Here is a 20,911-nt window from a genome sequence, read left to right on the forward strand (position 1 = left end):
GCACGCCAGACGACCAGCAGACATAGATAGTGACGGGACGCCTGATGATCGTCGACGTTCATGAGAACGACAGCGCGATGAAATCGGAGCTTGTGGCAGCGCTCTATGCCACGCCCGGAACGATCTTCATCGGCACCGTCACGGTTGCGGCGGTCATGGCTGCGAGCGGACTTCTGACGGGCGATCTCGCCTTCCACGCGATGGCCGCGATCATGGTCGCGCTCGGCGTGTTCCGCTATCTCTCGCACCGCTACTACAAGGGTATCCATCTCGCCTCGGCCAATGAGAGCCAGATCGGCACGCTGGAAAATCTCGTCATGGCCGGCGCCTGGTCGACCGCAGCCCTGATCTCGGGTTTCGGCAGCTATGCCATCCTGCGCTACCCCTACGAACCCGTCGCGGCGCTGGCGATCGCCCAGACGATCGGCTATCTCGCCGGCATTTCCGGACGCAACAGCTCGCGGCCCGTGATTACCCGCGTGCAGGTGCTGGCGGCTGCAACGCCTTTCACCCTCGCCCTGCTTTGGACGCGGGACCCGGCCTATCTGGTGATCGGGCTCTCGGTCCTACTCACCACCGTCCTGACCTTCTCCAGCGCCCAGGTGATTCACGAAATCTTCCTCGCCCGGCTGCGCACGATGCGCGAACTGGAGCATCTGGCCGTCAACGACACGATCACGAGCCTGTACAACCGCCGCGGCTTCATGCGGGAAATCCGGCAGATGGCCGCCTCCGGGCTTCCGGTCACGCTGATCTCGATCGATATCGACCGCTTCAAGAGCATCAATGACAGCCTGGGCCACGATATCGGCGATGCGCTGCTGCAGGGCTTCAGCGAGACGCTGATTACCGAGCTCGGCGCCGGCGATATCGCCGCACGCACCGGCGGCGACGAGTTCATGGTCGCGACCCCGCGCGATGCCGAGAGCGCGAGCGCGCTCGCCGCCCGCCTGGTCATGATGCTCGCGAGCCAACGCGTCATCGGCGGCCGCCACATCACCGCCACGGCCAGCATGGGCATTGCGCCGGCCGGCTGCGCTGCCTCGATCGACGAGGCCCTGAAATGCGTCGATATCGCCCTCTACCGGGCCAAGCTCGACGGGAGGAACCGTTTCGTCATGTATACCGACGCCATTCGCAACGAGCATGAAGACGGCGTGGCACTGGAAACGGAGCTGCGCGACGCCATCCGCCGCGGTGAGTTCGAACTCCACTTCCAGCCGATCTACAACCCGCGCTCCGGCACCGCGACCATGGCGGAGGCGCTGCTGCGCTGGCGGCACCCGCGGCGCGGCATGGTCAGCCCCGAGATCTTCATCCCGCTGGCCGAACGGACCGGCCTCATCACCGTGCTCGGCTCCTGGGTGCTCGGCGAGGCGATCCGGACGGCCTTGTCCTGGCCGCGCAGCGTCGGCGTCAGCGTCAATGTCTCGGCCCGCCAGTTCGACCATGGCCATGACATCGTCGGTGTCGTCGAGGCGCTGCTCAGGATGAGCGGCATCGAACCGCAGCGGCTCACGATCGAGATCACCGAGAGCTCACTGATCGACGATCCCGACCATGTCGTGTCCCGCCTCGTCGCGCTGCGCGCGCTCGGCGTGCGGATCGCGCTCGACGATTTCGGCACGGGCTATTCCTCGCTCAGCTATCTCGCGCATCTGCCGATCGACACGATCAAGATCGACCAGGCCTTCACCCAGGAGATCGGTACCTCGCGCAAGGCGGATTCGCTGATGAACGCGATCGCCCAGCTCGCGCACGACCTGAAGCTGCGCCTGATCATCGAGGGTGTGGAGACGCAGGAGCAGCTCACCGTCATCGAAAAGCACGCCGTCCACGGCATTCAGGGCTATATCTTCGCCCGGCCGATGACAGCGGCCGATTTGCTGCCCATGATCGGCAACCGTGTTCCCACGGGGCGGATGGGGTCGGCGCGCTCGCGCTCCGGCTCGCGCAAGCCGGGCCGCTACAGTCAGGTCGCCTGACACGCCCCGGACGCAGACGACCGCGCGAGCCGGAGGCCCAGAGGCTGCTGATGCAACGCCCGAACTATCCGAGCGGGAAGGATCTGCTGAGCGCGGACGCCGTCTCGCGCTTCGATCTCGACGACATCATCGAGCGTGCCGAGCGGCATCTGCATGAGGAAGAGCTCGAAAAGGCCGGCCTGCCCCTGCCCGAACAGCCGCCGGCCCCGCGCCGCCGGCCCAAGGTCATCGCCACCCTGTTCGACCAGCGCAGCACGCGCACGCGCCTCGGCTTCCAGACCGCGGCTGCCCGGCTCGGCCACCAGTCGATCGACGCCTATGACACCGATCGCAGCCGGATGGGCACGGCGACGGGCGAATCGATCGAGGACCACATCCACACGGTCGAGCTCTATAGCGACCTGCTGATCGTGCGCTCGCATATGGAGGACATGCCCTATCGCGTCGGGCGCCTGAGCTATCTGCCGGTCATCAATGCCGGCAACGGGGCCGACGAGCATCCGACCCAAGCCCTGGTCGACATCTTCGCCATCCGCCAGATGCGCGGCCCGATCGAAACTCTCAGCATCGCCCTGTCGAGCGATTCGCGGGCGCGCTTCGCGATCTCCTTCGTGAAGATGCTGCGCCTCTCGCCGCCGAAGCGTTTCACGCTGTGCTGCCTGCCGAACACCCCGATCAACCCGGCAATGCGCGAAGCGATGACCGTCCTCGCCGATCTCGGCACACAGGTCGGCCTCGTCCACGACATCCGCCATACGCTCGACCATGACGTGCTCAGCATCCAGATGCAGGACATGAGCAAATTCGCCCACGCGTCCCTCGGCAACGAGGCCGTCGACAAGGAAAAAGAGAGCGAACCCTTCACCCTGACCGCCCGCAAGGTCCTCGACGCCCGCTCAGACACGTTGATCCTCAACCCCCTTCCGCGCTTCTCGGAGCTCGACACCTCATGCGACAGCCTCCCGAACGCAGGCTATTTCCGCCAGGTCCAGCTTTCCGTGCCGATGCGAATGGCCATCCTGGAGCGCATGTTGCTGGGAATACCCTGGACGGGACAAGCCGAGGGTTTCCGGCCTTCCTCGGGTGGATGAGCGCCTACCTCGTCTCGTATCTCGCGATCGCCCTCTCCATCCGCCTTCTCGCCGGCTATCTCACCGTCATCGAAATCGGCCTGCTGCGCTCGGTCGGCAGCCTGGCCATCGCAGGCTCGGCCGTCTGGGCGGGTGGAGCCGAAGAGCGCCGCAAAATCCTGCCGGCGAAACTGCGCGAGGATATCGCCCGCAGCGTGCTGCATCTTGCCGGCTCTCTCGCGCTGATCTGGAGCCTGGCCCATCTGCCCCTGGCGCTCGTCACCACCATCGAATTCTCCGGCCCGCTCTTCGCGGCCCTGCTGCTGTTCCTGGCCTTGCGCCGCAGGCCCGGCACCGGCCCGGCGGTCGGGCTTGTCGTGCTCGCGACCGGCATCGGGCTCCTGGTGTTCAGGCTGAACGCGGTGCCCAATAGCGACCTCGCCATCGCCATCGGCGCGGTTGCAGTGCTAACCACGACCAATCTCATGCTGGCGCGGCTGGCGGCACAGCGCAGCACGCTCTCCATCGTGCTGCTGATGCACGCAATCCAGCTGCCGCTCTACCTGCTGCTCTGGTTCTTCGTGCCGGAGCAATGGTCGCCGCCGTCACAGCCTTACCGGCTCGCCTTCGCATTGCCGGAACTTGCCGTGATCGGCGGAACGGTGCTGGCGCTGATCGTTGGCGGTTTCGTCTCGCAGGCCGCGCTCGCCAATGCCTCGCGCCACGCTTCGCCGCTGCAGCTGTGCAGCGCCGACACCCTGCGCGTGCCGCTGATCACGCTCGCGGCCTATCTGCTGCTGGCAGAGCTGCCGCCGGCGGAACTTTGGCTACCGGGGCTCTGGGTTCTCTGCGGCGTCGTCATCACCAGCCTGCCGACGACAGTCGGCAGGAAGCTGCGCCCGGAACAGGCCGAGCGCGGCTGAATCTGGACTTCAGGGCGCGATCTCGAAGATCACGTTGACCTGCGTCCGGTAGGTGTTCTCGCCGCTCGCCAGCGGCACGGACGCGTCGCTGGCTGCCATGCGGACCGCGCCGCCATAGGGCATCGGGCGCGGCATGCTCGACTGCTCCTCGATCGAGAGGATCTTGCCCAGCTTGACCTCCGCCGCCTCGGCCAGGGTCTTGGCACGCGCGATCGCATCGGCGACCGCACGCTTGCGTGCCTCGGTGAGCGTCGGCTTCATGTCGTCCTTGACGAAGGCGATGCCGCCGCCCTGGTTGACGCCGAGTCCGACCGCCTTGTCGAGGATGCCGCCGGCATCGGCGAGATTGCGGACCCGGACGGTCAGCGCATTGCTGACGCTGTAGCCGGTGATCTTCGGTTCGGCGGCGCGATCCTTGCCCGGCTGGGCATAGCGCGGCTGGATGCCGAGGCCCGAGGTCTGGAGATCGCGCTCGGCGACGCCGGCCTCCTTCAGGGCCGCCAGCACCTGCTTCATCGCCTCGTTGTTGGCCGTCAGAGCGGCCCGCGCCGTCTCGGCCTCGCGCAGGACGGTGAGGTTGAGGATCGCCATGTCCGGCGCGACGCTGACCTCGCCTTCCCCGATCACACTGATGCGCGGCGAGGAACGCCGGCCGGCATCCTCCTGAGCCGTGGCGGAGGTAACCGGGAGCATCGCGGCGGCGATCAGGGCGGCTCCGGCCAAAGCGGGGACGAAGAGGTTGGACATCATGGCTCCTGCAAATTCTGCGGCGAACGGCCGTCACGATGCCAAAGCGCCCGATGATGTCGAAATTATCACGAGGCAGTGGCGATCGAGGCTATGCTGCCTGTCAGGCTCGTCGACGCCCCTTCCCTCTCAACGATCGAGGCGATCGTGATCATTGCTCAGCGCGTGTTGACCTATGCCGTTCCGGGAAACGCATGTGACGTCATGATCAGCCTATGCGCTCCTGTACGCGGCGAGCGCGAGTGGAGCTGCGCTTACGAGATCGTTTGGCCCGGCGAACCACGCCGCGGCTTCGGCTACGGCGTGGACGGAGCGCAAGCACTCCTGCTCGCGCTTCAGGCCATCGGCACGGAGATCTATACCAGCAACCATCACCGCTCGGGCTGGCTGTATTGGGAACAACCCGGCCAAGGCTACGGCTTCCCCGTACCGTCAGCGATCCGCGATCTGCTCGTCGGTGAAGATGCCCGCCTTTACGGCTGAGGCTATTCCTCGACCAATCGCCGCGCGATGACCTGCGCCTGAATCTCGGCCGCGCCCTCGAAGATGTTGAGGATGCGGGCGTCGCAGAGCACGCGGCTGACCGGATATTCCAGCGCGAAGCCGTTGCCGCCATGGATCTGCAGGGCGTTGTCGGCCGCCGCCCAGGCGACGCGGGCGCCCAAGAGCTTGGCCATGCCGGCCTCGAGGTCGCAGCGCCGGTCGGCATCCTTCTCGCGGGCGGCGAAATAGGTGAGCTGGCGGGCGATCAGGATCTCGGCCGCCATCATCGCCAGCTTGTCGGCGACGCGCGGGAAGGCGATCAGCGGCTTGCCGAACTGGATTCTTTCCTGCGCGTAGCGCAACCCCAGATCGAAGGCCGATTGCGCCACGCCGATGGCGCGCGCCGCCGTCTGGATGCGCGCCGCCTCGAAGGTCTGCATGAGCTGCTTGAAGCCCTGGCCGGGCACGCCGCCGAGCAGGTTCTCGGCCTTCACTTCGAAACCGTCGAAGGCGAGCTCATATTCCTTCATGCCGCGATAGCCGAGCACCTCGATCTCGCCGCCGGTCAAACCTTCGACCGGGAAGGGATCGGAATCGCTGCCCCGCGGCTTCTCCGCGATCAGCATCGAGAGCCCCTTGTAGCCCGGCTCCGACGGGTCGGTGCGCACGAGCAACGTCATGATGTCGGCGCGGACGGGATGGGTGATCCAGGTCTTGTTGCCATGGACCTTCCAGATTGCTTCAGCCCCCTCGCCCTCCTTCACTGCCTTGGTGCGCAGCGAGGCGAGGTCCGAGCCGGTATTGGGCTCCGTGAAGACGGCCGTCGGCAGAACCTCGCCTGAGGCGATCTTCGGCAGCCACTGCTCCTTCTGCTCGGGCGTGCCGCCGCAGAGGATCAGCTCGGCCGCGATCTCCGAGCGGGTGCCGAGCGAGCCGACCCCGATATAGCCACGCGACAGCTCTTCCGAGACGACGCACATCGAGACCTTCGACAGGCCCATGCCGCCGAATTCCTCGGGGATGGTCAGGCCGAAGACGCCGAGCTCGGCCATCTTCTCGACCACCGGCATCGGGATGTACTCGTTCTCCAGATGCCATTCATGGGCGTGGGGCGTGACCTCGACGGCGCAGAAGCGACGCATCTCCGAGCGGATCGCCTCCAGCGTCTCGTCGAGGCCGGGATCGCCGACGCTGTGAGAACCATCGCTCTGGCTGAACAAAGCAACGAAGCGGGCGCGGTTCTCCGGGGTGTTGCCCTCGGCGATCAAGGCCTCGGCAGCGTCCGAGCAGGCGGCGGCGACGGCCTTCTGCGAGAGGCCGAGCGCCGGCAGCCGGAGGATCTCGCCCTGGCTCATCGGAATGCCGCCAAAGATCTGGGCGGCGTATTCGCCGGCGCCGATGCGCAGCGCGTAGTCCTCGACGGCGCCGTAACGGCCTTCCGCCTCGAGGCGCTCGCCATAGGCCTTGAGCTCGCGCAAAGCGGTGACATAGGTCGCGAGCCAGGACAGGCCGTGAGCCGCGTGCTGCTCAGCCTCCAGCCGGACAGAGGAGATGCGGCCCTCGACCAGCACCTTCTGCCGCACCGCGGCAACGGCCTCCTGGAACAGGGTCTCGAAGCCGGGCAGCGCCGCCGCGATCAACTCGATCGCATTCACGCGATTCTCAGCCTTTGCGGCCGTATTGGCGTTCATGGTCTTCGACCCTCCCTTTGTTGCGACGCAGCATAAGAGGAGATCAAGCGAAACCGAAACCCTCCTTTTTGGGGAGAAGCCTATTTGCGGCTGGCGAGCACGACGCCGACGATCGTCACGGCCATGCCGCCGATCTGGAGCGGGGTCAACGTTTCCCCGAAGAGCAGCCAGGCCTCGACCGCGACGAGGGCCGGGACAAGATAGAGGAAGGTGACGATGCGCGAGACCTCGCCGCGCCGGAGCATGTAGAAATAGAGCCCGATACCACCCAGCGAGAGCACGACGGCCGACCAGGCGAGGACCAGCCACATGGTCAGGTTCCACTCGATCCGCATCGGCTCGAAGGCATAGGCGAAGGGCAGGACGACGAAGCAGGCCGCGACATACTGGATCGCCGTCACCGTGCGCAGGTCGCCGGTGGAGATGTGCGTCTTCTGGTAGAAGGAGCCGAAGGTCACCGAGAACATGCCGATCACGTTGATCAGGATCGGCCCGAGGACGCCCCAGAGCGCCGCAGGCTCGACCCCGGCCAATTGCGGCTCCAGCACCAGGGCGATGCCGACGAAGCCGCAGAGGATGCCGAGCCAGCGGATCGGGGAGATGCGCTCTCCGAGCAGCGCAGGCGCGAAAAGTGCGGTCAGCACCGGCTGCAGACCGGCGATGAGCCCGGAAATACCCGCCGGCAGACCATGGCGCACCGCCCACCAGACGCCGCCGAGATAGATGCCGTGCAGCAGGACGCCGGAGACGGCGGCATTCCGCAAGGCGCGCCTGCTGCGCGGCCAGGGCGCGCCCGTCGCCAGCGCCAACAAGGAGATGATGAGCGCCGCGCTGGCAAAGCGCACGACCAGAAAGGTCAGGGCATCGGCATAGCGGGCCGAATAGCCGGCGACAACCCAGCCCGAGGACCAGAGAAAGGTGAAGATAAGCGGGATCGCGCGCAGGATGAAAGGCGAGGACATCGGAACCTGAAGCCGCCGGGCTTTGTCGTCTCTAGCGCCGATCGGCAGTCGCAGACAGAGCGCCAACGCGCCCTGCCCATGCTCCCATCGGGATGGCCATGCCTCAATCGCGATCGGGCGCGCCCGGCGGGAACAGCTTGCGGAAGGGCCTGGCTTCCTCGACAGCACGCGCAAAGGAAGGCCGCGCCAGCAAGCGGGTCCGGTAGGCGCGCAGGTTCCCGAAGGTCTCGCCGATCTCGTGAACCCAGTCAGCATAGAACAGCGACGGCGCCGCCGCGCAATCAGCCAGGCTGAAGGCGTCGCCGCAGGCCCATTGCCGCCCGGCCAAGGCTCCGTCGAGCCAGCGATAGACGTCGTCCAGCTTCTCGTGCGCTCTGGCAACACTATAGGGATCCCGATCGTCGGCCGGGCGCAGATGGTCGAAGACGATCGCCTGCATCGGCGTCATCACGTAATTGTCGAAGACGCGATCCATCATCCGCATCTCCAGCGCCTGCTTCGCATCGGCCGGCACCAGCCGAACCGCTCCGGGATGAAACAGGTCGAGATGCTCGATGATGACGCTCGACTCGAAGACGGGCGCCTCGCCATCGACAAGCACCGGCATCTTTTTCATGGGCCAGAGCCTGGCCCATTCGGCGCCGGCTTCGGGATCTTCCGGCCCGAGTTGGCGATAGGCGAAGGGTGTCGCGTTCTCGTAGAGCGCCACCAGCACTTTTTGACAATACGACGAGAAGGGATGGGCGTAGAGCGTGAGTGACACGGGTTTCTCCTGCACGCGCCTCGATGACACACGCATAAATAAACTGATTGCATATTGCAATCAGATTTATCAACGCCGCTTTCCACTCCAGGAGCCGAGCCCCCGGCACCGCGTGGACCGCCGCAATCGTTAACGAAAAGCACCAAGCGGCACTGACGCTTCGTCAACCAATCCTCAACACGGCTCGCGCAGTGTCTTTCGCGATTGAACGTTCTGTGCGATGCTCCACGAATCTTCCTCCCTCCCCGTCGAAAACCCACTGCTGCTGAACAGCGAGCATGAGGGCTTCGCTACCTTCGCGCGAAACGCGCTCGCTTCGGCGATCCTGAACTTCGCCGCCGTCGTCGCCGTAGCCGCCTTGCTGTGGCGCCCCGACCGCGTCCCCATGCTGATCGGCTGGGTTGCAGTGACGGCCGCCTATTCGCTGTCGATGGGGCTCGACATCGCCGCCTGGCGCAGCAGGCTCTATGAACGCTCGCCATGGCCGATGCGGATCGTGCATCTGCGCGCGCCGATACTGGGGTTGATCTGGGGGGTGCTGCCCTGGGTCGCCGGCGCGACCATGGATCCCCGCGAGAATGTCGCCATCGGCTTCGTCATCGCCGGCATGATCGCCAGCGGCATGACACGCTTCGTCGTCGTGCCGCGCGCGGCGCTGATCTACGGCGTCACGCTCGGCGCGACCTCGGTTCTGTCCTTCGCCCCGTTTTCCAGCAGCACCGCCATCACGGTGGCGATTCTGCTCGCCCTCTATCTTGTGTTCATGACCCGCCACGTCACGGCCTATGGCGCAACGCTCGCGGAAGCCGTGCGCGGCCGCAACGCCGCGGTCGAAAGCAGCCGGGAGCGCGCCCAGCTCCAGCAAAGCGCGCTTGCCGAACGCGACGAGACGAGCCGTCGGCACGGCGAACTGATGGAGGTCGTCACAGCCTTCCGCCGGTCGATGGCCGGTTTCCAGGACGTCGTCCGGCGCGAGACACAAGGCATCGCCGCCAGCGCGGCGTCGCTCTCGGGCACCGCCAGAACGACGGCCACCCAGGCCGACGCAGCGCGCAGCGCAGCCGCGAGCGCCAACGGCGAGATCGATGCCATCGCAGCAAGCACCGGCCATCTCAACGACGCGATCGCGCTGATCGGCGAGCGGACCTATCGCGCCGGGGCCGTGATCAGCGACACCGTCTCGATCAGCGCCACCGCAATGAGCGACATCGCCCAGCTCTCGAGCGTAATGCAGGGCATCACCGGCATCGTCGAGATGATCCAGGCGATCGCCGGGCGCACTAATCTGCTTGCCCTGAACGCGACGATCGAGGCCGCGCGCGCCGGTGAGGCCGGGCGCGGCTTCTCGGTCGTCGCGGCCGAGGTCAAGGGCCTGGCGGCGCAGACAGCCGAGGCCAGCAACGAGATCATCACCAGGATCGGCGCGATCGGCGCCTCGACCGCCAATGTGACGCGATCGATCGAGGCGATCCGGCAGGCCGTGCTCGACGTCCACGAGGTCACGCACGCCATCGTCTCGGCTGTCGAGGAGCAACGGGCATCGACCGCCGCCATGTCGAGCAACATCGATTCCGCCGCGGACCACAGCCGCCAGGCGACCGAGCGCGTCGAGCAGGCCTACAATGCCGTCGGCGAGACGAAGACCGAGATCGAGAAGGCCCGCCAGGCCGCCGAGATCATGGCCGAGGTGGCGGGGTCACTGACAACCTCGGTCGAAGCGTTCCTGCGCCGCATGGAAGCGGTGAACGCGCGGGAACAGCCGCCTGAGGCACCTCAGCCCGTCAAAGCCTCCGCGACATCCTCATAGGTCCTGAGGCCCGTGCGCGGCGCATAGACCAGCACGGACATGTTGCCCGGCGCGTGCTCGTTCTTCCACATCTTGTGATGGGCAAGCGGGATCTTGTCCCAGGGGAAGACCTCGGACATGCAGGGGTCGATGCGCCGGTCTATAACGAACTGGTTGGCGGCACTCGCCTGCTTGAGATGGGCGAAATGCGAGCCTTGCACGCGCTTCTGCCGCATCCAGACATAGCGGGCGTCGAAGGTGATGTTGAAGCCCGAGGTGCCCGCGCAGAACACCACCATGCCGCCGCGCTTGGCGACGAGGCAGGAGACCGGGAAGGTCGCCTCGCCCGGATGCTCGAAGACGATGTCGACATCCTTCTTGCCGGTGATGTCCCAGATCGCCTTGCCGAACTTGCGGGCCTCCTTGGTCCACTCGTTGTATTCGGGCGAGTTCACCTTGGGCATCTGGCCCCAGCAGTTGAAGTCCTTGCGGTTGATCACGCCCTTGGCGCCGAGACCGAGCACGTAATCACGCTTGGTCTCGTCCGAGATCACGCCGATCGCGTTGGCGCCGGAGGCAGCGCAGAGCTGGACGCCGAAGACGCCAAGGCCGCCGGAGGCGCCCCAGACGAGGACGTTGTCGCCGGGCTTGATGGTGTGGGGGGCGTGGCCGAAGAGCATGCGATAGGCGGTGGCCAGCGTCAGCGTGTAGCAGGCAGCCTCCTCCCAGGCGAGATGCTTCGGCTTGTGCATGAGCTGGCGCGACTGGACGCGGCAGAACTGAGCGAAGGAGCCGTCCGGCGTCTCGTAGCCCCAGATGCGCTGGGTGGCCGAGAACATCGGATCGCCGCCATTGCACTCCTCGTCGTCGCCGTCGTCCTGGTTGCAATGGACGATGACCTCGTCGCCGACCTTCCAGCGCTTCACCTTGGAGCCGACGGCCCAGACGATGCCGGCGCAATCGGAGCCGGCGACGTGGAACGGCGCCTTGTGGACATCGAAGGGCGAGATCGGCTGGCCGAGACCGGCCCAGATGCCGTTGTAGTTGACACCGCCGGCCATCACGAGGAGCAGAACCTCCTCCTCGCCGATCGACCATGTCGGCACGACCTCGACCTGAAAGCTCTCCTGCGGCGCCCCGTGGCGCTCGCGCCGGATCGCCCAGGCATACATCTTCTCCGGGACATGGCCGAGCGGCGGCAATTCGTCGAGCTCGTAGAGATCCTTGAGCGGCTTCACGGCGGCCTGCGACTTCGACATGGTCGTCTCCCTGCTCTCTTCCGTCGTTGCCCAACCCGGAGATCGTCGGCGGAATGGGACGCCGATCATGCACCATATGCTGCGCTGCGCCATTAACCTAAGGAATCACGCCGCAGCGCAACACCTCTTCTTCGGGGCGCTTGCGCTTTGTTCATCGTTTGCCACGATGCTGGCGGCCTGTGCGGCACCGAGGAGAGAGGATGCCCGGTCTGCTGAAGATGGTCGGCCTGCCCGACATGCCTTTGCTGTCCGTGATGCTCGTCATCACGATGATCATGCTGGGCGCGGCGCTGCTCGGCTGGCTCGCCGACCTGCTGCTCGACGACAGCGGCTTCGGCACGATGTTCAACACCGGCATCTTGCTGGTGGGCGCCTTCATCGGTGCCTGGCTATGGCACCGCTACGGCGTCCCGACGCGCTTTCCGGCCGAGGCCGTCCGCGCAGCGATCGCGACGGGCTCGGGCCTGCTGCTGCTGATCAGCCTTGCCGTGATCCGGCCCTGAGGGTCAGCCGTCAAGCCGGGCGGCGTAGCTGTTCAGGTATTTCATCCCGGTATCGCACATCAGCGTGACGATGGTCGCGCCTGAGCCGAGGCGCTCCGCGAGGCGCAAGGCGGCCGTGACATTGCCGCCGGTCGAGGTACCCGCGAACAGCCCCTCCTCCCGCGCCAGGCGCAGCGCCATCGCCGTCGCCTCGGCCGTCGAGACCGGCTCGATGGCATCGACGAGATCGGCCCGCCAGAGGGGTACGACATAGCCAGCGCCGATGCCGTCGATCTTGTGCGCGCCGGTCGGGCCGCCCGCCAGCACCGCGGATTCGGCGGGCTCGACCGCCATCAAGGCGATCTTGGGATCGCGCCGGAGCAACGCCTCGCCCGTCCCGCGCAATGACGCGGCCGTGCCGACGCTCTGGACGAAACCGTCGATCCGGCCGCCCATCTGCTCCCAGATCTCGTCCGCCAGCCGGTCATAGGCCGCGAGCTGGTCGGTGTTGCGCATCTGGTCGGTCCAGAAGGCGCCCGTCTCGGCCGCGATGACGCGGGCGGCCTCGATCATATCCTTGGTCAGCTTCTCGGTCATGCGGCCGGATTCGCTGGGGATGATCGTCAGTTCGGCTCCGAGCAGGCGCATATGAGTGAGTTTTTCACAAGCGAAGGCGTCGGAGGTGACGATGTGCAGGCGGTAGCCCTTCACCGCACAGACCTGCGCGAGCGAAACGCCAGTGCTGCCGCCGGTATATTCGACGACGCTGCCGCCGGGTTTCAGACGCCCGTCGCGCTCGGCCGCCTCGATCATCGCAAGCGCCATCCGGTCCTTCATACTGCCGGTCGGGTTCTCGCTCTCCAGCTTCAGTAGAATGCGCGCGCCATTCGCCGGCACAACCCGGCGCAGCGGCAGAAGCGTCGTGCCGCCGATACGGCTCAGGATGTCGATGGGCATAGTGGATTCTCAGTGGGTAATTACATGTATATACAATTATTGTATCTGCATGTAAATTCCGATTCGCCATGATGGAGACAAGCGGATTGCGTGAGGAATTGCGGGCACTGGCTGCCGGCTGCGCGGGCCTGAGCCTGCGCCACGCCGCGCGCCGCGTGACGCTGCTCCACGACGAAGCGCTCAGGGACAGCGGCCTCAGCCTCGCCCAGGTCGGACTGATGGCGCTGATCGCGACGAGCGCGGACGACCGCATGACCGCGCTGGCGGCACGGGCCGGGCTCGATCCCTCGACGCTATCGCGCAATCTGAGAGGGCTGGAACGCGACGGGCTGATCGAGATTGCAACGGTGGAAAAGGATCTGCGGCGCCGCGCCGTCTGGCTGACGGAGAGCGGGCTCAGGCGCCTTCACGGCGCGCTACCGGCCTGGCGTGCAACCCAGGCCCGGATCGCGGAGCTTTTTCCGGCCGATCTGCTGGAACGGATCGCAACGGCGAGCGAGAAGCTTGGCGGAAAGGAAGACTGAAAGCTGGATTCTGATGTGCTTCTCCGGAACCACATCGTCATTCCGGGGCTTCGCGCAGCGAAGAGCCCGGAACCCAGAACCGATGCCATTTCCAAAAAGCCGCGCCCCGGTCGTCGCCCCACTTCACGACGGCATCGGCTCTGGATTCCGGGCTCAGGCCTACGGCCTGCCCCGGAATGACAGCGTGGCACCGGGCGAAATCAACAGGTACTATCCTCGGCCGCCCCGGCTGGCGGCGAGCATGTAGTTCACGTCCATGTCGCGCGAAGCGCTCCAGCGGCCGGTCAGCGGATTGAAGACCACGCCGGTCTGCGTCCCCAACGCGAAGCCGTTGCCTTCGATGGCGCCGCCAAGCTCGGCTGGCGTCACGAATTTCTCCCAATCATGCGTACCCTTCGGCAGCCAGCGCAGCACGTATTCCGCACCGACGATCGCCAGCGCATAGGATTTCAGCGTGCGGTTGAGCGTCGCCATCACCAAGAGGCCGTCCGGCTTCACCGCCGCGCAGCAGGCGGCGATGAAGGCATCGACATCGGCGACATGCTCGACGACTTCCATGGCGAGCACGATGTCGAAGCGCTTGCCGGTTTCGACGACCGCCTCGATCGTCTCCTCGCGATAGTCGATCGAAAGCCCGCTCTTTTCGGCATGGCTAAGCGCGACCGCGACATTGGTCGGGGCGGGATCGAGGCCCGTGACCTGCGCGCCCAGTCGCGCGAGCGGTTCGGACAGCACGCCGCCACCGCAGCCGATATCGACAAGGCTCAAGCCGTCGAGGGCGCGCATCTTCTTCGGATCGCGGCCGAAATGGGCGCAGGCCTCGTCGCGGACAAAGGCGAGCCGGACCGGATTGAACTTGTGCAGGACGGCCATGGGGCCCTTCGGATCCCACCAGTCGCGCGCGATCGCATCGAAGCGGGCGACCTCGGCCGGGTCGATCGTCGAGCCTGTGCGCTGGGTCGCAGCCGCCATGAACCAGTCCTTCGCTTATGCGATGCCGCATTGACACCGCGCCTGTCGCCCGTCATCTACACCCGCCCCGCTGCAAGTGCGAGGGCGAGTTTTCGACCCGGTGTCATAGCCGGGGCAGCTATCGAAAAGACCGTCATGGCCCGTCTGGTGATGAAATTCGGCGGCACCTCAGTCGCCACTGTCGAGCGGATCAAGAACGCGGCGCGCCACGTCAAACGCGAGTTCGACGCCGGCCATGAGGTCGCGGTCGTGGTCTCCGCCATGTCGGGCAAGACGAACGAACTCGTCGCCTGGTGCAAGGAGGCGTCGCCGCTCTTCGACCAGGCCGAATACGACACCGTCGTCGCCTCGGGTGAGCAGGTCACCTCCGGGCTGATGGCGATCGTGCTTCAGGAGATGGGCCTGCCGGCGCGCTCCTGGCAGGGCTGGCAGATCCCGCTCTACGGCTCCGACGCGCATGGCTCGGCCCGGATCGAGAGCGTCGACGGCGCCGGCATCCTCGCCGGTTTCGACCGCAATCGCGAGATCGCGGTCTGCTCCGGCTTCCAGGGCGTCAATCCGCGCACGCACCGCATCGTGACCCTCGGCCGCGGCGGCTCGGACACCAGCGCCGTGGCGCTCGCCGCCGGCCTCAAGGCCGACCGCTGCGACATCTACACCGATGTCGACGGCGTCTACACCACCGATCCGCGCATCGTCCCGAAGGCGAAGCGCATGGACAAGGTCTCCTTCGAGGAAATGCTCGAAATGGCCTCGCTGGGTTCGAAGGTGCTGCAAGTGCGCTCGGTCGAGATCGCCATGACGCAGCGCGTGCCGACCTATGTGCGCTCCTCCTTCGACGACCCCGAAAACCCCAATCCTGGCACCCTCATCTGCGACGAGGACGACATCGTGGAACAGCAGATCGTCACCGGCATCGCCTTCTCCCGGGACGAAGCCCAGATCACCCTCCGCCGCGTGGCCGACAAGCCCGGCGTCGCCGCGGCGATCTTCGGCCCGCTCGCCGATGCCAATATCAATGTCGACATGATCATCCAGGTCGTCTCGGACGACCAGGCGACGACCGACATCACCTTCACCGTGCCGACGGCGGACTACGAGCGCGCCAAGACGCTGCTCGAGAGCAAGCACGACACGATCTCGTACCAGGAGATCCAGGGCGCGACCGACGTGGTGAAGATCTCGGCGATCGGCGTCGGCATGCGCTCGCATGCCGGCGTCGCGGCGCGCGCCTTCCGGGCGCTGGCCGAGAAGGGCATCAACATCCGCGCGATCACCACCTCCGAGATCAAATTCTCGGTGCTGATCGACGCCGCCTATACCGAGCTCGCGGTGCGCACGCTGCATTCGCTCTACGGGCTCGACGCCGCCTGAGGCACATGCCTCGGCGCCAATTCAAGAAACGTCATGCTCGCCCTTGTGGCGAGCATCCACGCCTTGAACACTGGGTTCGATGGCGGAAGACGTGGATGGTCGGGACAAGCCCGACCATGACGAGATGCTAAATCGCTTTGCGGGCTTCAGACCCTTCGCTCACGCGATTTCAGATAAAAATGAACATCCACGTCAGCATATGAAGTCCGATGAGAGCATAGCTCCCAAGAAGCATCGGATAAAGCCTATGCTCTTTTATCGGGTCTAGCATACGCGATTTTTCACGCAACGACCTGGTAATTCTGATTGGAATTCCCCCGAGTGCAATCAGAACGACATCAAGGGACGTAAGCGAGAAGTCCTTTCCGACTTTCTTGGCGACGTGGAACAACAACCAAATCAAGACGATCAAAACAATAAGCGCCGCGATACCTCCGAGGAGAGTTGCCACCTTCATCTTCTTCGACTCGAATTATTTGACGCGCGCCGCAATTGAACAGAAACGCATGTGAATTCTCAGCGCAAGTCTCCCTGCCCTCTCCGACATGAGATTCCCGAGTCAGAGCTTCACTCCGCCCGAGAATGACGGTCGGTTGATGGTGTTCACTCCGCCGGGTGCGTGACCGGCGGCGGCGCGTGCTTCGTGCCTCGGATAGAGCCGCCGAGCTTCACCAGCCCTTCCGAGAGCCTGTCCATGTAGAGGAACAGGACGGGCGTGATGAACAGCGTCAGCACCTGCGAGATCATCAGGCCGCCGACAACGGCGATGCCCAGCGGCTGGCGCAGTTCGGCGCTGGCGCCGGCACCGAGCGCGATCGGCAAGGTGCCCATCAGCGCCGCCAGCGTCGTCATCAGGATCGGCCGGAACCGCATCACACAGGCCTTGTGGATCGCCTCCTGCGCCGATAGGCCCTCGCGCCGGAGCACCAGCGCCACGTCGATCATCATGATCGCGTTCTTCTTGACGATGCCGATCAGCATCAGAAGGCCGATGATGGCGATGACCGAGAGCTCGAGGTCGAAGAGCCTGAGCGCGCCGAGCGCCCCGACCGCCGCGGACGGCAAGCCGGTCAGGATCGTCAGCGGGTGGATGAAGCTCTCGTAGAGGATGCCGAGCACGATGTAGATCGTCAGGATGGCGCCGGCGATCAGCAGGCCCTGGTTGGCCAGCGAATCCTGGAAGGTCTTGGCCGTGCCGGCGAGCGTCGTCGTGATCGACTTCGGCAGGCCGAGCCCATCCTTGATCGCCTCGATGCGCAGGACGCTGTCGCCGAGCGCGACGCCGGCCGGGAGGTTGTAGGAGATCGTCACCGCAGGAAGCTGGCCGAGCTGGTTGACTGTGAGCTGGCCGGCCGTGCGCTCGATCCGGGCGATGGCGCCGAGCGGCACCAGCGTGCCGCCCTTTGTGCGGACACGGATGGCGTTCAGGCGCTCGGGGGTCCAGTGCTCGTTGGGATTGAACTCGACGACCACCTGATAGCTGTCGCCGGCCGTGTAGATCGTCGAGACCTGACGGACGCCGAAGCCGGAATAGAGCGTCGAGCGCAGAATATCGGAGCCGATGCCGAGCGCATTGGCCTTGTCGCGATCGATGACGACGGTCGCCTGCAAGGCGTTGTTCTGCAGGTCGGTGGTGACGTCGGCGAAGACCGCGCGGTCACGGCTCATCGCATCGGCCAGGCGCAGGGCCCAATCGTTCATCAGCGTCTGGTCGAGCCCTTGCACGACGAGCTGGTACTGGCTCTTCGAGGAGCGCGCGCCGATGTTCAGGTTCTGGACGGGAACCATGTAAGTGTTGATGCCCGCCACCTGACTGAGATCGCGGCGCAGCGAGCCGAGGACCTGCTGCAACTTGGGGCGCTCGTCCAGCGGCTTCAGCTCGACGAAGAGGCGCCCGGAATTGAGAGCGCTGCCGCCTCCGCCATTGCCGCCGACCGACGAGGCGACATGCGCGACATAGGGCGACTTGCGGAAGATGTCGGCGACCTCGGACTGAAGCTTCAGCATCGCGTCGAAGGAAATGTCCTGCCGCGCCTCGGTCGAGACCTGGAGCTGGCCGATATCCTCCTGCGGGAAGAAGCCCTTCGGCGCGCTCTGCAACAGCCAGACGCTGCCGCCCATGGTCAGGAAGAAGGCGAGCAGCATCAGCGGCTGGAAGCGCAGGCAGAATGTCAGCCCGGCGTCATAGCCGGCGAGCAGCTTGTCGAAGCCCTTCTCCAGCAGGCGGCCGAGCGCGTTCTCCTGATGATGCTCGGAATAGCCCGAGAGCAGGCGCGAGCAGAGCATCGGCGTCAGCGTCAGCGAGACGAAGGCGGAAGCCAGGATCGAGACCGTCACCACCACGGCGAATTCGTTGAAGATGCGGCCGATGACGCCGCCCATCAGCAGCACGGGGATGAAGACCGCGACCAGCGAGAGCGAGATCGAGATGATGGTGAAGCCGATTTCGCCCGCGCCCTTCAGCGAGGCCTCGTAGGCGGAGAGGCCGTCCTCCTCCATATGGCGGACGATGTTCTCGAGCATGACGATGGCATCGTCGACGACGAGGCCGACCGAGAGCGTCAGCCCCAGCAGCGAGATGTTGTCGATCGAGAAATTGAGCATGTACATCACCGCCAGCGTGGCGATGATCGAGATCGGCACCGCGACCGCCGGGATGAAGGTCGCCGCGATCCGGCGCAGGAAGACGAAGATCACCATGATGACCAGCGCGATGGTCAAGAGCAGCGTGAACTGCACGTCCTCCACCGCCTGACGGATCGAGGTCGAACGGTCGTTCAGCAGCGAGAGCGAAGCTGCCGCCGGCAACTGGGCCTGGAAGGTCGGGATCATCGCCTTGACGCGATCGACCACCTCGACGGTGTTGGCGTCGGGCTGGCGCTGCACGGCGAGCACGATCGCCGGCATGCCGTCATAGGTGCTGCGGGTCTGGGTGTTCTCGACCGAGTCGATCACCTTGGCGACGTCGCCGAGCCGGACCGGCTTGCCCGAGCGCGTGGTGATGATGACATTGGTGAACTGGGCGGCATTGGCGAGCTGCGTCTGCGCCTGGATGGTGAGCTGCTGCGCCGTGTTCTGGAGCGTGCCGACCGGCGTATTGGCGTTGGTCGCGGTGATCGCGGCCTGCAATTCGTCGAGGCCGATACCGCGCGCGGCGAGCGCCGTCGGATCGATCTGGATGCGCACCGCATATTTCTGGCTGCCCCAGATCAGCACCTGCGCGACGCCGTCGACCGTGGAGAGCGCCGGCGAGATCACCTGCTGGGCGAAGGCGTCAAGCTGCGAGAGCGGCACCACGTCGCTCTTCAGTGCCAGCAGGATGATCGGCGCATCGGCCGGGTTCACCTTGCGATAGCTCGGCGGCGTCGTCATTTCGATCGGCAATTGCCGCTGGGTGCGGGTGATCGCGGCCTGCACGTCGGCAGCGGCGGCGTCGATATTGCGGTTCAGCACGAACTGGATCGCGATCGAGGTCGACCCCTGCGAGTTGATGGTCGAGATCGAGTCGATGCCGGCAATCGTGCCGAACTGCTTGATCAGCGGCGTCGCGATCGAGGTCGCCATCGTGTCGGGCGAGGCGCCAGGCAGCTGCGCCGAAACGTTGATCACCGGGAACTCGGCGCGCGGCAGGGCCGCGACCGGCAGGAAGCGCCAGGCAAAGAGCCCCGCCAGAACCAGCGAGACCGACATCAGGATGGTCGCGACAGGATGGCGGATGCAGAAGCCGGAGACGTTCATGAGCGTGCGCCTTCCGCAACCGGCGTGGCCTGCGGCGGCTTCTCGCCCGTCGCCGCCCGCTCACGCACCTGCGTGCCCTGCTTCAGGCGCATCTGGCCGTCGGTGACGACGCGCTCGCCCGGCGCGATGCCCTCGGCCACCGCCGTGCGGTCGCCGTCGCTGAGCGCGACCTTGATCTGCCGGAGATCTACGGTCGAATCCGGCTTCACGACGAAGACATAAGGCCCCTTCTGCCCCGTCTGCACCGCGACGGTCGGGATCACCGCGACGCCGGACAGCGTCTCCGGGATGATCTCGACATCGACATATTGCCCCGGCCAGAGGGTGAGATCGTCATTGGCGAACGCGGCCTTGGCGGTGATCGTGCCTGAGGTGATGTCGACGGTGGAATCGACGAAATTGAGCTTGCCCTCGGCCGCCGGGCGGCCGGAATTCGGCACCCGCGCCGTTACCGGCACGGGCTTGGCCGCGGCGAGCGCGCCTTGCAAGGTCGGCAGCTCGCTCTCCGGCAGAGCGAAGGAGACACGCAGCGGCCTCATCTGGGTGATGGTGACGAGGCTGGTGCCGCTGTTGTTGCCGGTGGCATTGACGAGGTTGCCGGGCGTGACCTGCACCGAGCCGGCGCGGCCGTCGATCGGTGCGGTGATGCGGGTATAGCCGAGCTTGAGCCGGTCCGCGTCGAGCGTCGCGTGATCGCCCTGGATGCTGGCGGCGGAGCTCTTCTCGTCGGCCGTCGCCTGGTCGACCTGCACCTGCGTGCCGGCATTGCGGGCCAGGAGCTGCTTGTAGCGCTCGAGATCGGCGAGATTGCGGGTATGCGTCGCCTCGTCGCGCGCCAGCATCGCCTCGTCCTTGGCGATCTGGGCCTTGATATCACGATCGTCGAGGGTGAAGAGCAGGTCGCCGGCCTTGACGAACTGCCCGTCGACGACGTTCTGGGTCATGATCTGGCTGTCGATGCGCGAGCGCACGAGGACGCTCGCCGGCGTCTCGACAAAGCCGATGGCGTGCTTGCGCACCGGGAAATCCGCCTGCAGGGCAGGCGCCGAGATCACCGAAACCGCCCCGCCGTCACCCCGGCCGCCGCGCGCGGTTTGCCCGCCTTCCGGCGCATGCGTGCGCCAATACCAGACTCCGCCCGCAGCAAGGCCGGCGATGACGACGCCGATGACCAATCCTGAACGCTTCATTGTCT

Annotated in this window: 18 protein-coding genes; 8 read left to right on the forward strand and 10 right to left on the reverse strand. The window is 65.8% G+C overall.

What is annotated here, in order from left to right; genetic code table 11:
- Positions 1 to 44: 44 nt before the first annotated feature.
- From Q0Q02_RS08155 to Q0Q02_RS08165, 3 genes are read left to right on the forward strand one after another with little or no spacing between them, the layout of a single operon-like run.
- Positions 45 to 1,985: a bifunctional diguanylate cyclase/phosphodiesterase gene (locus tag Q0Q02_RS08155; RefSeq protein WP_293808378.1), complete on the forward strand. Its 1,941-nt coding sequence runs from the start codon at positions 45 to 47 to the stop codon at positions 1,983 to 1,985.
- A 50-nt stretch (positions 1,986 to 2,035) separates the two neighbouring features.
- Positions 2,036 to 3,076, forward strand: coding sequence for a hypothetical protein (locus tag Q0Q02_RS08160; protein ID WP_293808379.1), 1,041 nt, complete (start codon positions 2,036 to 2,038; stop codon positions 3,074 to 3,076).
- Positions 3,073 to 3,978, forward strand: a complete 906-nt coding sequence (locus Q0Q02_RS08165; RefSeq protein ID WP_293808380.1) for a hypothetical protein — start codon at positions 3,073 to 3,075, stop codon at positions 3,976 to 3,978. The genes Q0Q02_RS08160 and Q0Q02_RS08165 overlap by 4 nt, the downstream gene beginning before the upstream one ends.
- 9 nt (positions 3,979 to 3,987) lie before the next feature.
- Here Q0Q02_RS08165 and Q0Q02_RS08170 read toward each other — a convergent pair whose 3' ends face one another.
- On the reverse strand, positions 3,988 to 4,725 hold the full coding sequence (locus tag Q0Q02_RS08170; RefSeq protein WP_293808381.1) for an SIMPL domain-containing protein: 738 nt from the start codon (positions 4,723 to 4,725) through the stop codon (positions 3,988 to 3,990).
- A 78-nt stretch (positions 4,726 to 4,803) separates the two neighbouring features.
- Between Q0Q02_RS08170 and Q0Q02_RS08175 the strand changes: the two genes are divergently transcribed.
- The gene (locus tag Q0Q02_RS08175; RefSeq protein WP_293808382.1) at positions 4,804 to 5,208 is read left to right on the forward strand and encodes a hypothetical protein; all 405 of its coding nucleotides are present in this window, start codon (positions 4,804 to 4,806) and stop codon (positions 5,206 to 5,208) included.
- A gap of 2 nt (positions 5,209 to 5,210) precedes the next feature.
- Here the strand turns inward: Q0Q02_RS08175 and Q0Q02_RS08180 are convergent, their stop codons facing one another.
- From Q0Q02_RS08180 to Q0Q02_RS08190, 3 genes are all read right to left on the reverse strand, one after another.
- Positions 5,211 to 6,899, reverse strand: a complete 1,689-nt coding sequence (locus Q0Q02_RS08180) for an acyl-CoA dehydrogenase family protein (protein ID WP_293808383.1) — start codon at positions 6,897 to 6,899, stop codon at positions 5,211 to 5,213.
- Between the two features lie 80 nt (positions 6,900 to 6,979).
- A complete protein-coding gene (locus Q0Q02_RS08185) occupies positions 6,980 to 7,861 on the reverse strand; it encodes a DMT family transporter (protein ID WP_293808384.1) in 882 nt (293 codons plus the stop codon).
- A 103-nt stretch (positions 7,862 to 7,964) separates the two neighbouring features.
- Positions 7,965 to 8,624, reverse strand: a complete 660-nt coding sequence (locus Q0Q02_RS08190) for a glutathione S-transferase family protein (RefSeq protein WP_293808385.1) — start codon at positions 8,622 to 8,624, stop codon at positions 7,965 to 7,967.
- A gap of 220 nt (positions 8,625 to 8,844) precedes the next feature.
- On the opposite strand from Q0Q02_RS08190, the gene Q0Q02_RS08195 reads away from it, so the two are divergent.
- Positions 8,845 to 10,431 carry a methyl-accepting chemotaxis protein gene (locus Q0Q02_RS08195; protein ID WP_293808386.1) on the forward strand — a complete coding sequence of 529 codons (1,587 nt, stop codon included), beginning with the start codon at positions 8,845 to 8,847 and terminating at the stop codon, positions 10,429 to 10,431.
- Here Q0Q02_RS08195 and ccrA read toward each other — a convergent pair.
- Entirely contained in the window at positions 10,398 to 11,669 is a 1,272-nt protein-coding gene (ccrA, locus tag Q0Q02_RS08200) for a crotonyl-CoA carboxylase/reductase (protein ID WP_293808387.1), read from the reverse strand. The genes Q0Q02_RS08195 and ccrA overlap by 34 nt on opposite strands.
- A 200-nt stretch (positions 11,670 to 11,869) precedes the next feature.
- On the opposite strand from ccrA, the gene Q0Q02_RS08205 reads away from it, so the two are divergent.
- Entirely contained in the window at positions 11,870 to 12,172 is a 303-nt protein-coding gene (locus Q0Q02_RS08205; RefSeq protein ID WP_293808388.1) for a hypothetical protein, read from the forward strand.
- Positions 12,173 to 12,175: 3 nt separating this feature from the next.
- Here Q0Q02_RS08205 and Q0Q02_RS08210 read toward each other — a convergent pair whose 3' ends face one another.
- Positions 12,176 to 13,108, reverse strand: a complete 933-nt coding sequence (locus Q0Q02_RS08210) for a cysteine synthase family protein (protein WP_293808389.1) — start codon at positions 13,106 to 13,108, stop codon at positions 12,176 to 12,178.
- 86 nt (positions 13,109 to 13,194) lie between these two features.
- On the opposite strand from Q0Q02_RS08210, the gene Q0Q02_RS08215 reads away from it, so the two are divergent.
- A complete protein-coding gene (locus tag Q0Q02_RS08215) occupies positions 13,195 to 13,632 on the forward strand; it encodes a MarR family winged helix-turn-helix transcriptional regulator (RefSeq protein ID WP_293808390.1) in 438 nt (145 codons plus the stop codon).
- 210 nt (positions 13,633 to 13,842) lie between these two features.
- Here Q0Q02_RS08215 and ubiG read toward each other — a convergent pair whose 3' ends face one another.
- Positions 13,843 to 14,604: a bifunctional 2-polyprenyl-6-hydroxyphenol methylase/3-demethylubiquinol 3-O-methyltransferase UbiG gene (gene ubiG, locus Q0Q02_RS08220; protein ID WP_293808391.1), complete on the reverse strand. Its 762-nt coding sequence runs from the start codon at positions 14,602 to 14,604 to the stop codon at positions 13,843 to 13,845.
- A gap of 135 nt (positions 14,605 to 14,739) precedes the next feature.
- Between ubiG and Q0Q02_RS08225 the strand changes: the two genes are divergently transcribed.
- Positions 14,740 to 15,978 (forward strand): aspartate kinase, encoded by a 1,239-nt coding sequence (locus Q0Q02_RS08225; RefSeq protein ID WP_293808392.1) that lies wholly within the window; start codon positions 14,740 to 14,742, stop codon positions 15,976 to 15,978.
- Between the two features lie 169 nt (positions 15,979 to 16,147).
- On the opposite strand, the gene Q0Q02_RS08230 is transcribed toward Q0Q02_RS08225, so the two are convergent.
- From Q0Q02_RS08230 to Q0Q02_RS08240, 3 genes are all read right to left on the reverse strand, one after another.
- Entirely contained in the window at positions 16,148 to 16,429 is a 282-nt protein-coding gene (locus Q0Q02_RS08230; protein ID WP_293808393.1) for a hypothetical protein, read from the reverse strand.
- A 152-nt stretch (positions 16,430 to 16,581) separates the two neighbouring features.
- Positions 16,582 to 19,716, reverse strand: coding sequence for an efflux RND transporter permease subunit (locus Q0Q02_RS08235; protein WP_293808394.1), 3,135 nt, complete (start codon positions 19,714 to 19,716; stop codon positions 16,582 to 16,584).
- The gene (locus Q0Q02_RS08240) at positions 19,713 to 20,906 is read right to left on the reverse strand and encodes an efflux RND transporter periplasmic adaptor subunit (protein ID WP_293808395.1); all 1,194 of its coding nucleotides are present in this window, start codon (positions 20,904 to 20,906) and stop codon (positions 19,713 to 19,715) included. Before Q0Q02_RS08240 ends, Q0Q02_RS08235 begins: the two co-directional genes overlap by 4 nt.
- Positions 20,907 to 20,911 lie beyond the last annotated feature (5 nt).

Source organism: uncultured Allobosea sp., assembly GCF_945956895.1.
Taxonomy (GTDB): domain Bacteria; phylum Pseudomonadota; class Alphaproteobacteria; order Rhizobiales; family Beijerinckiaceae; genus Allobosea.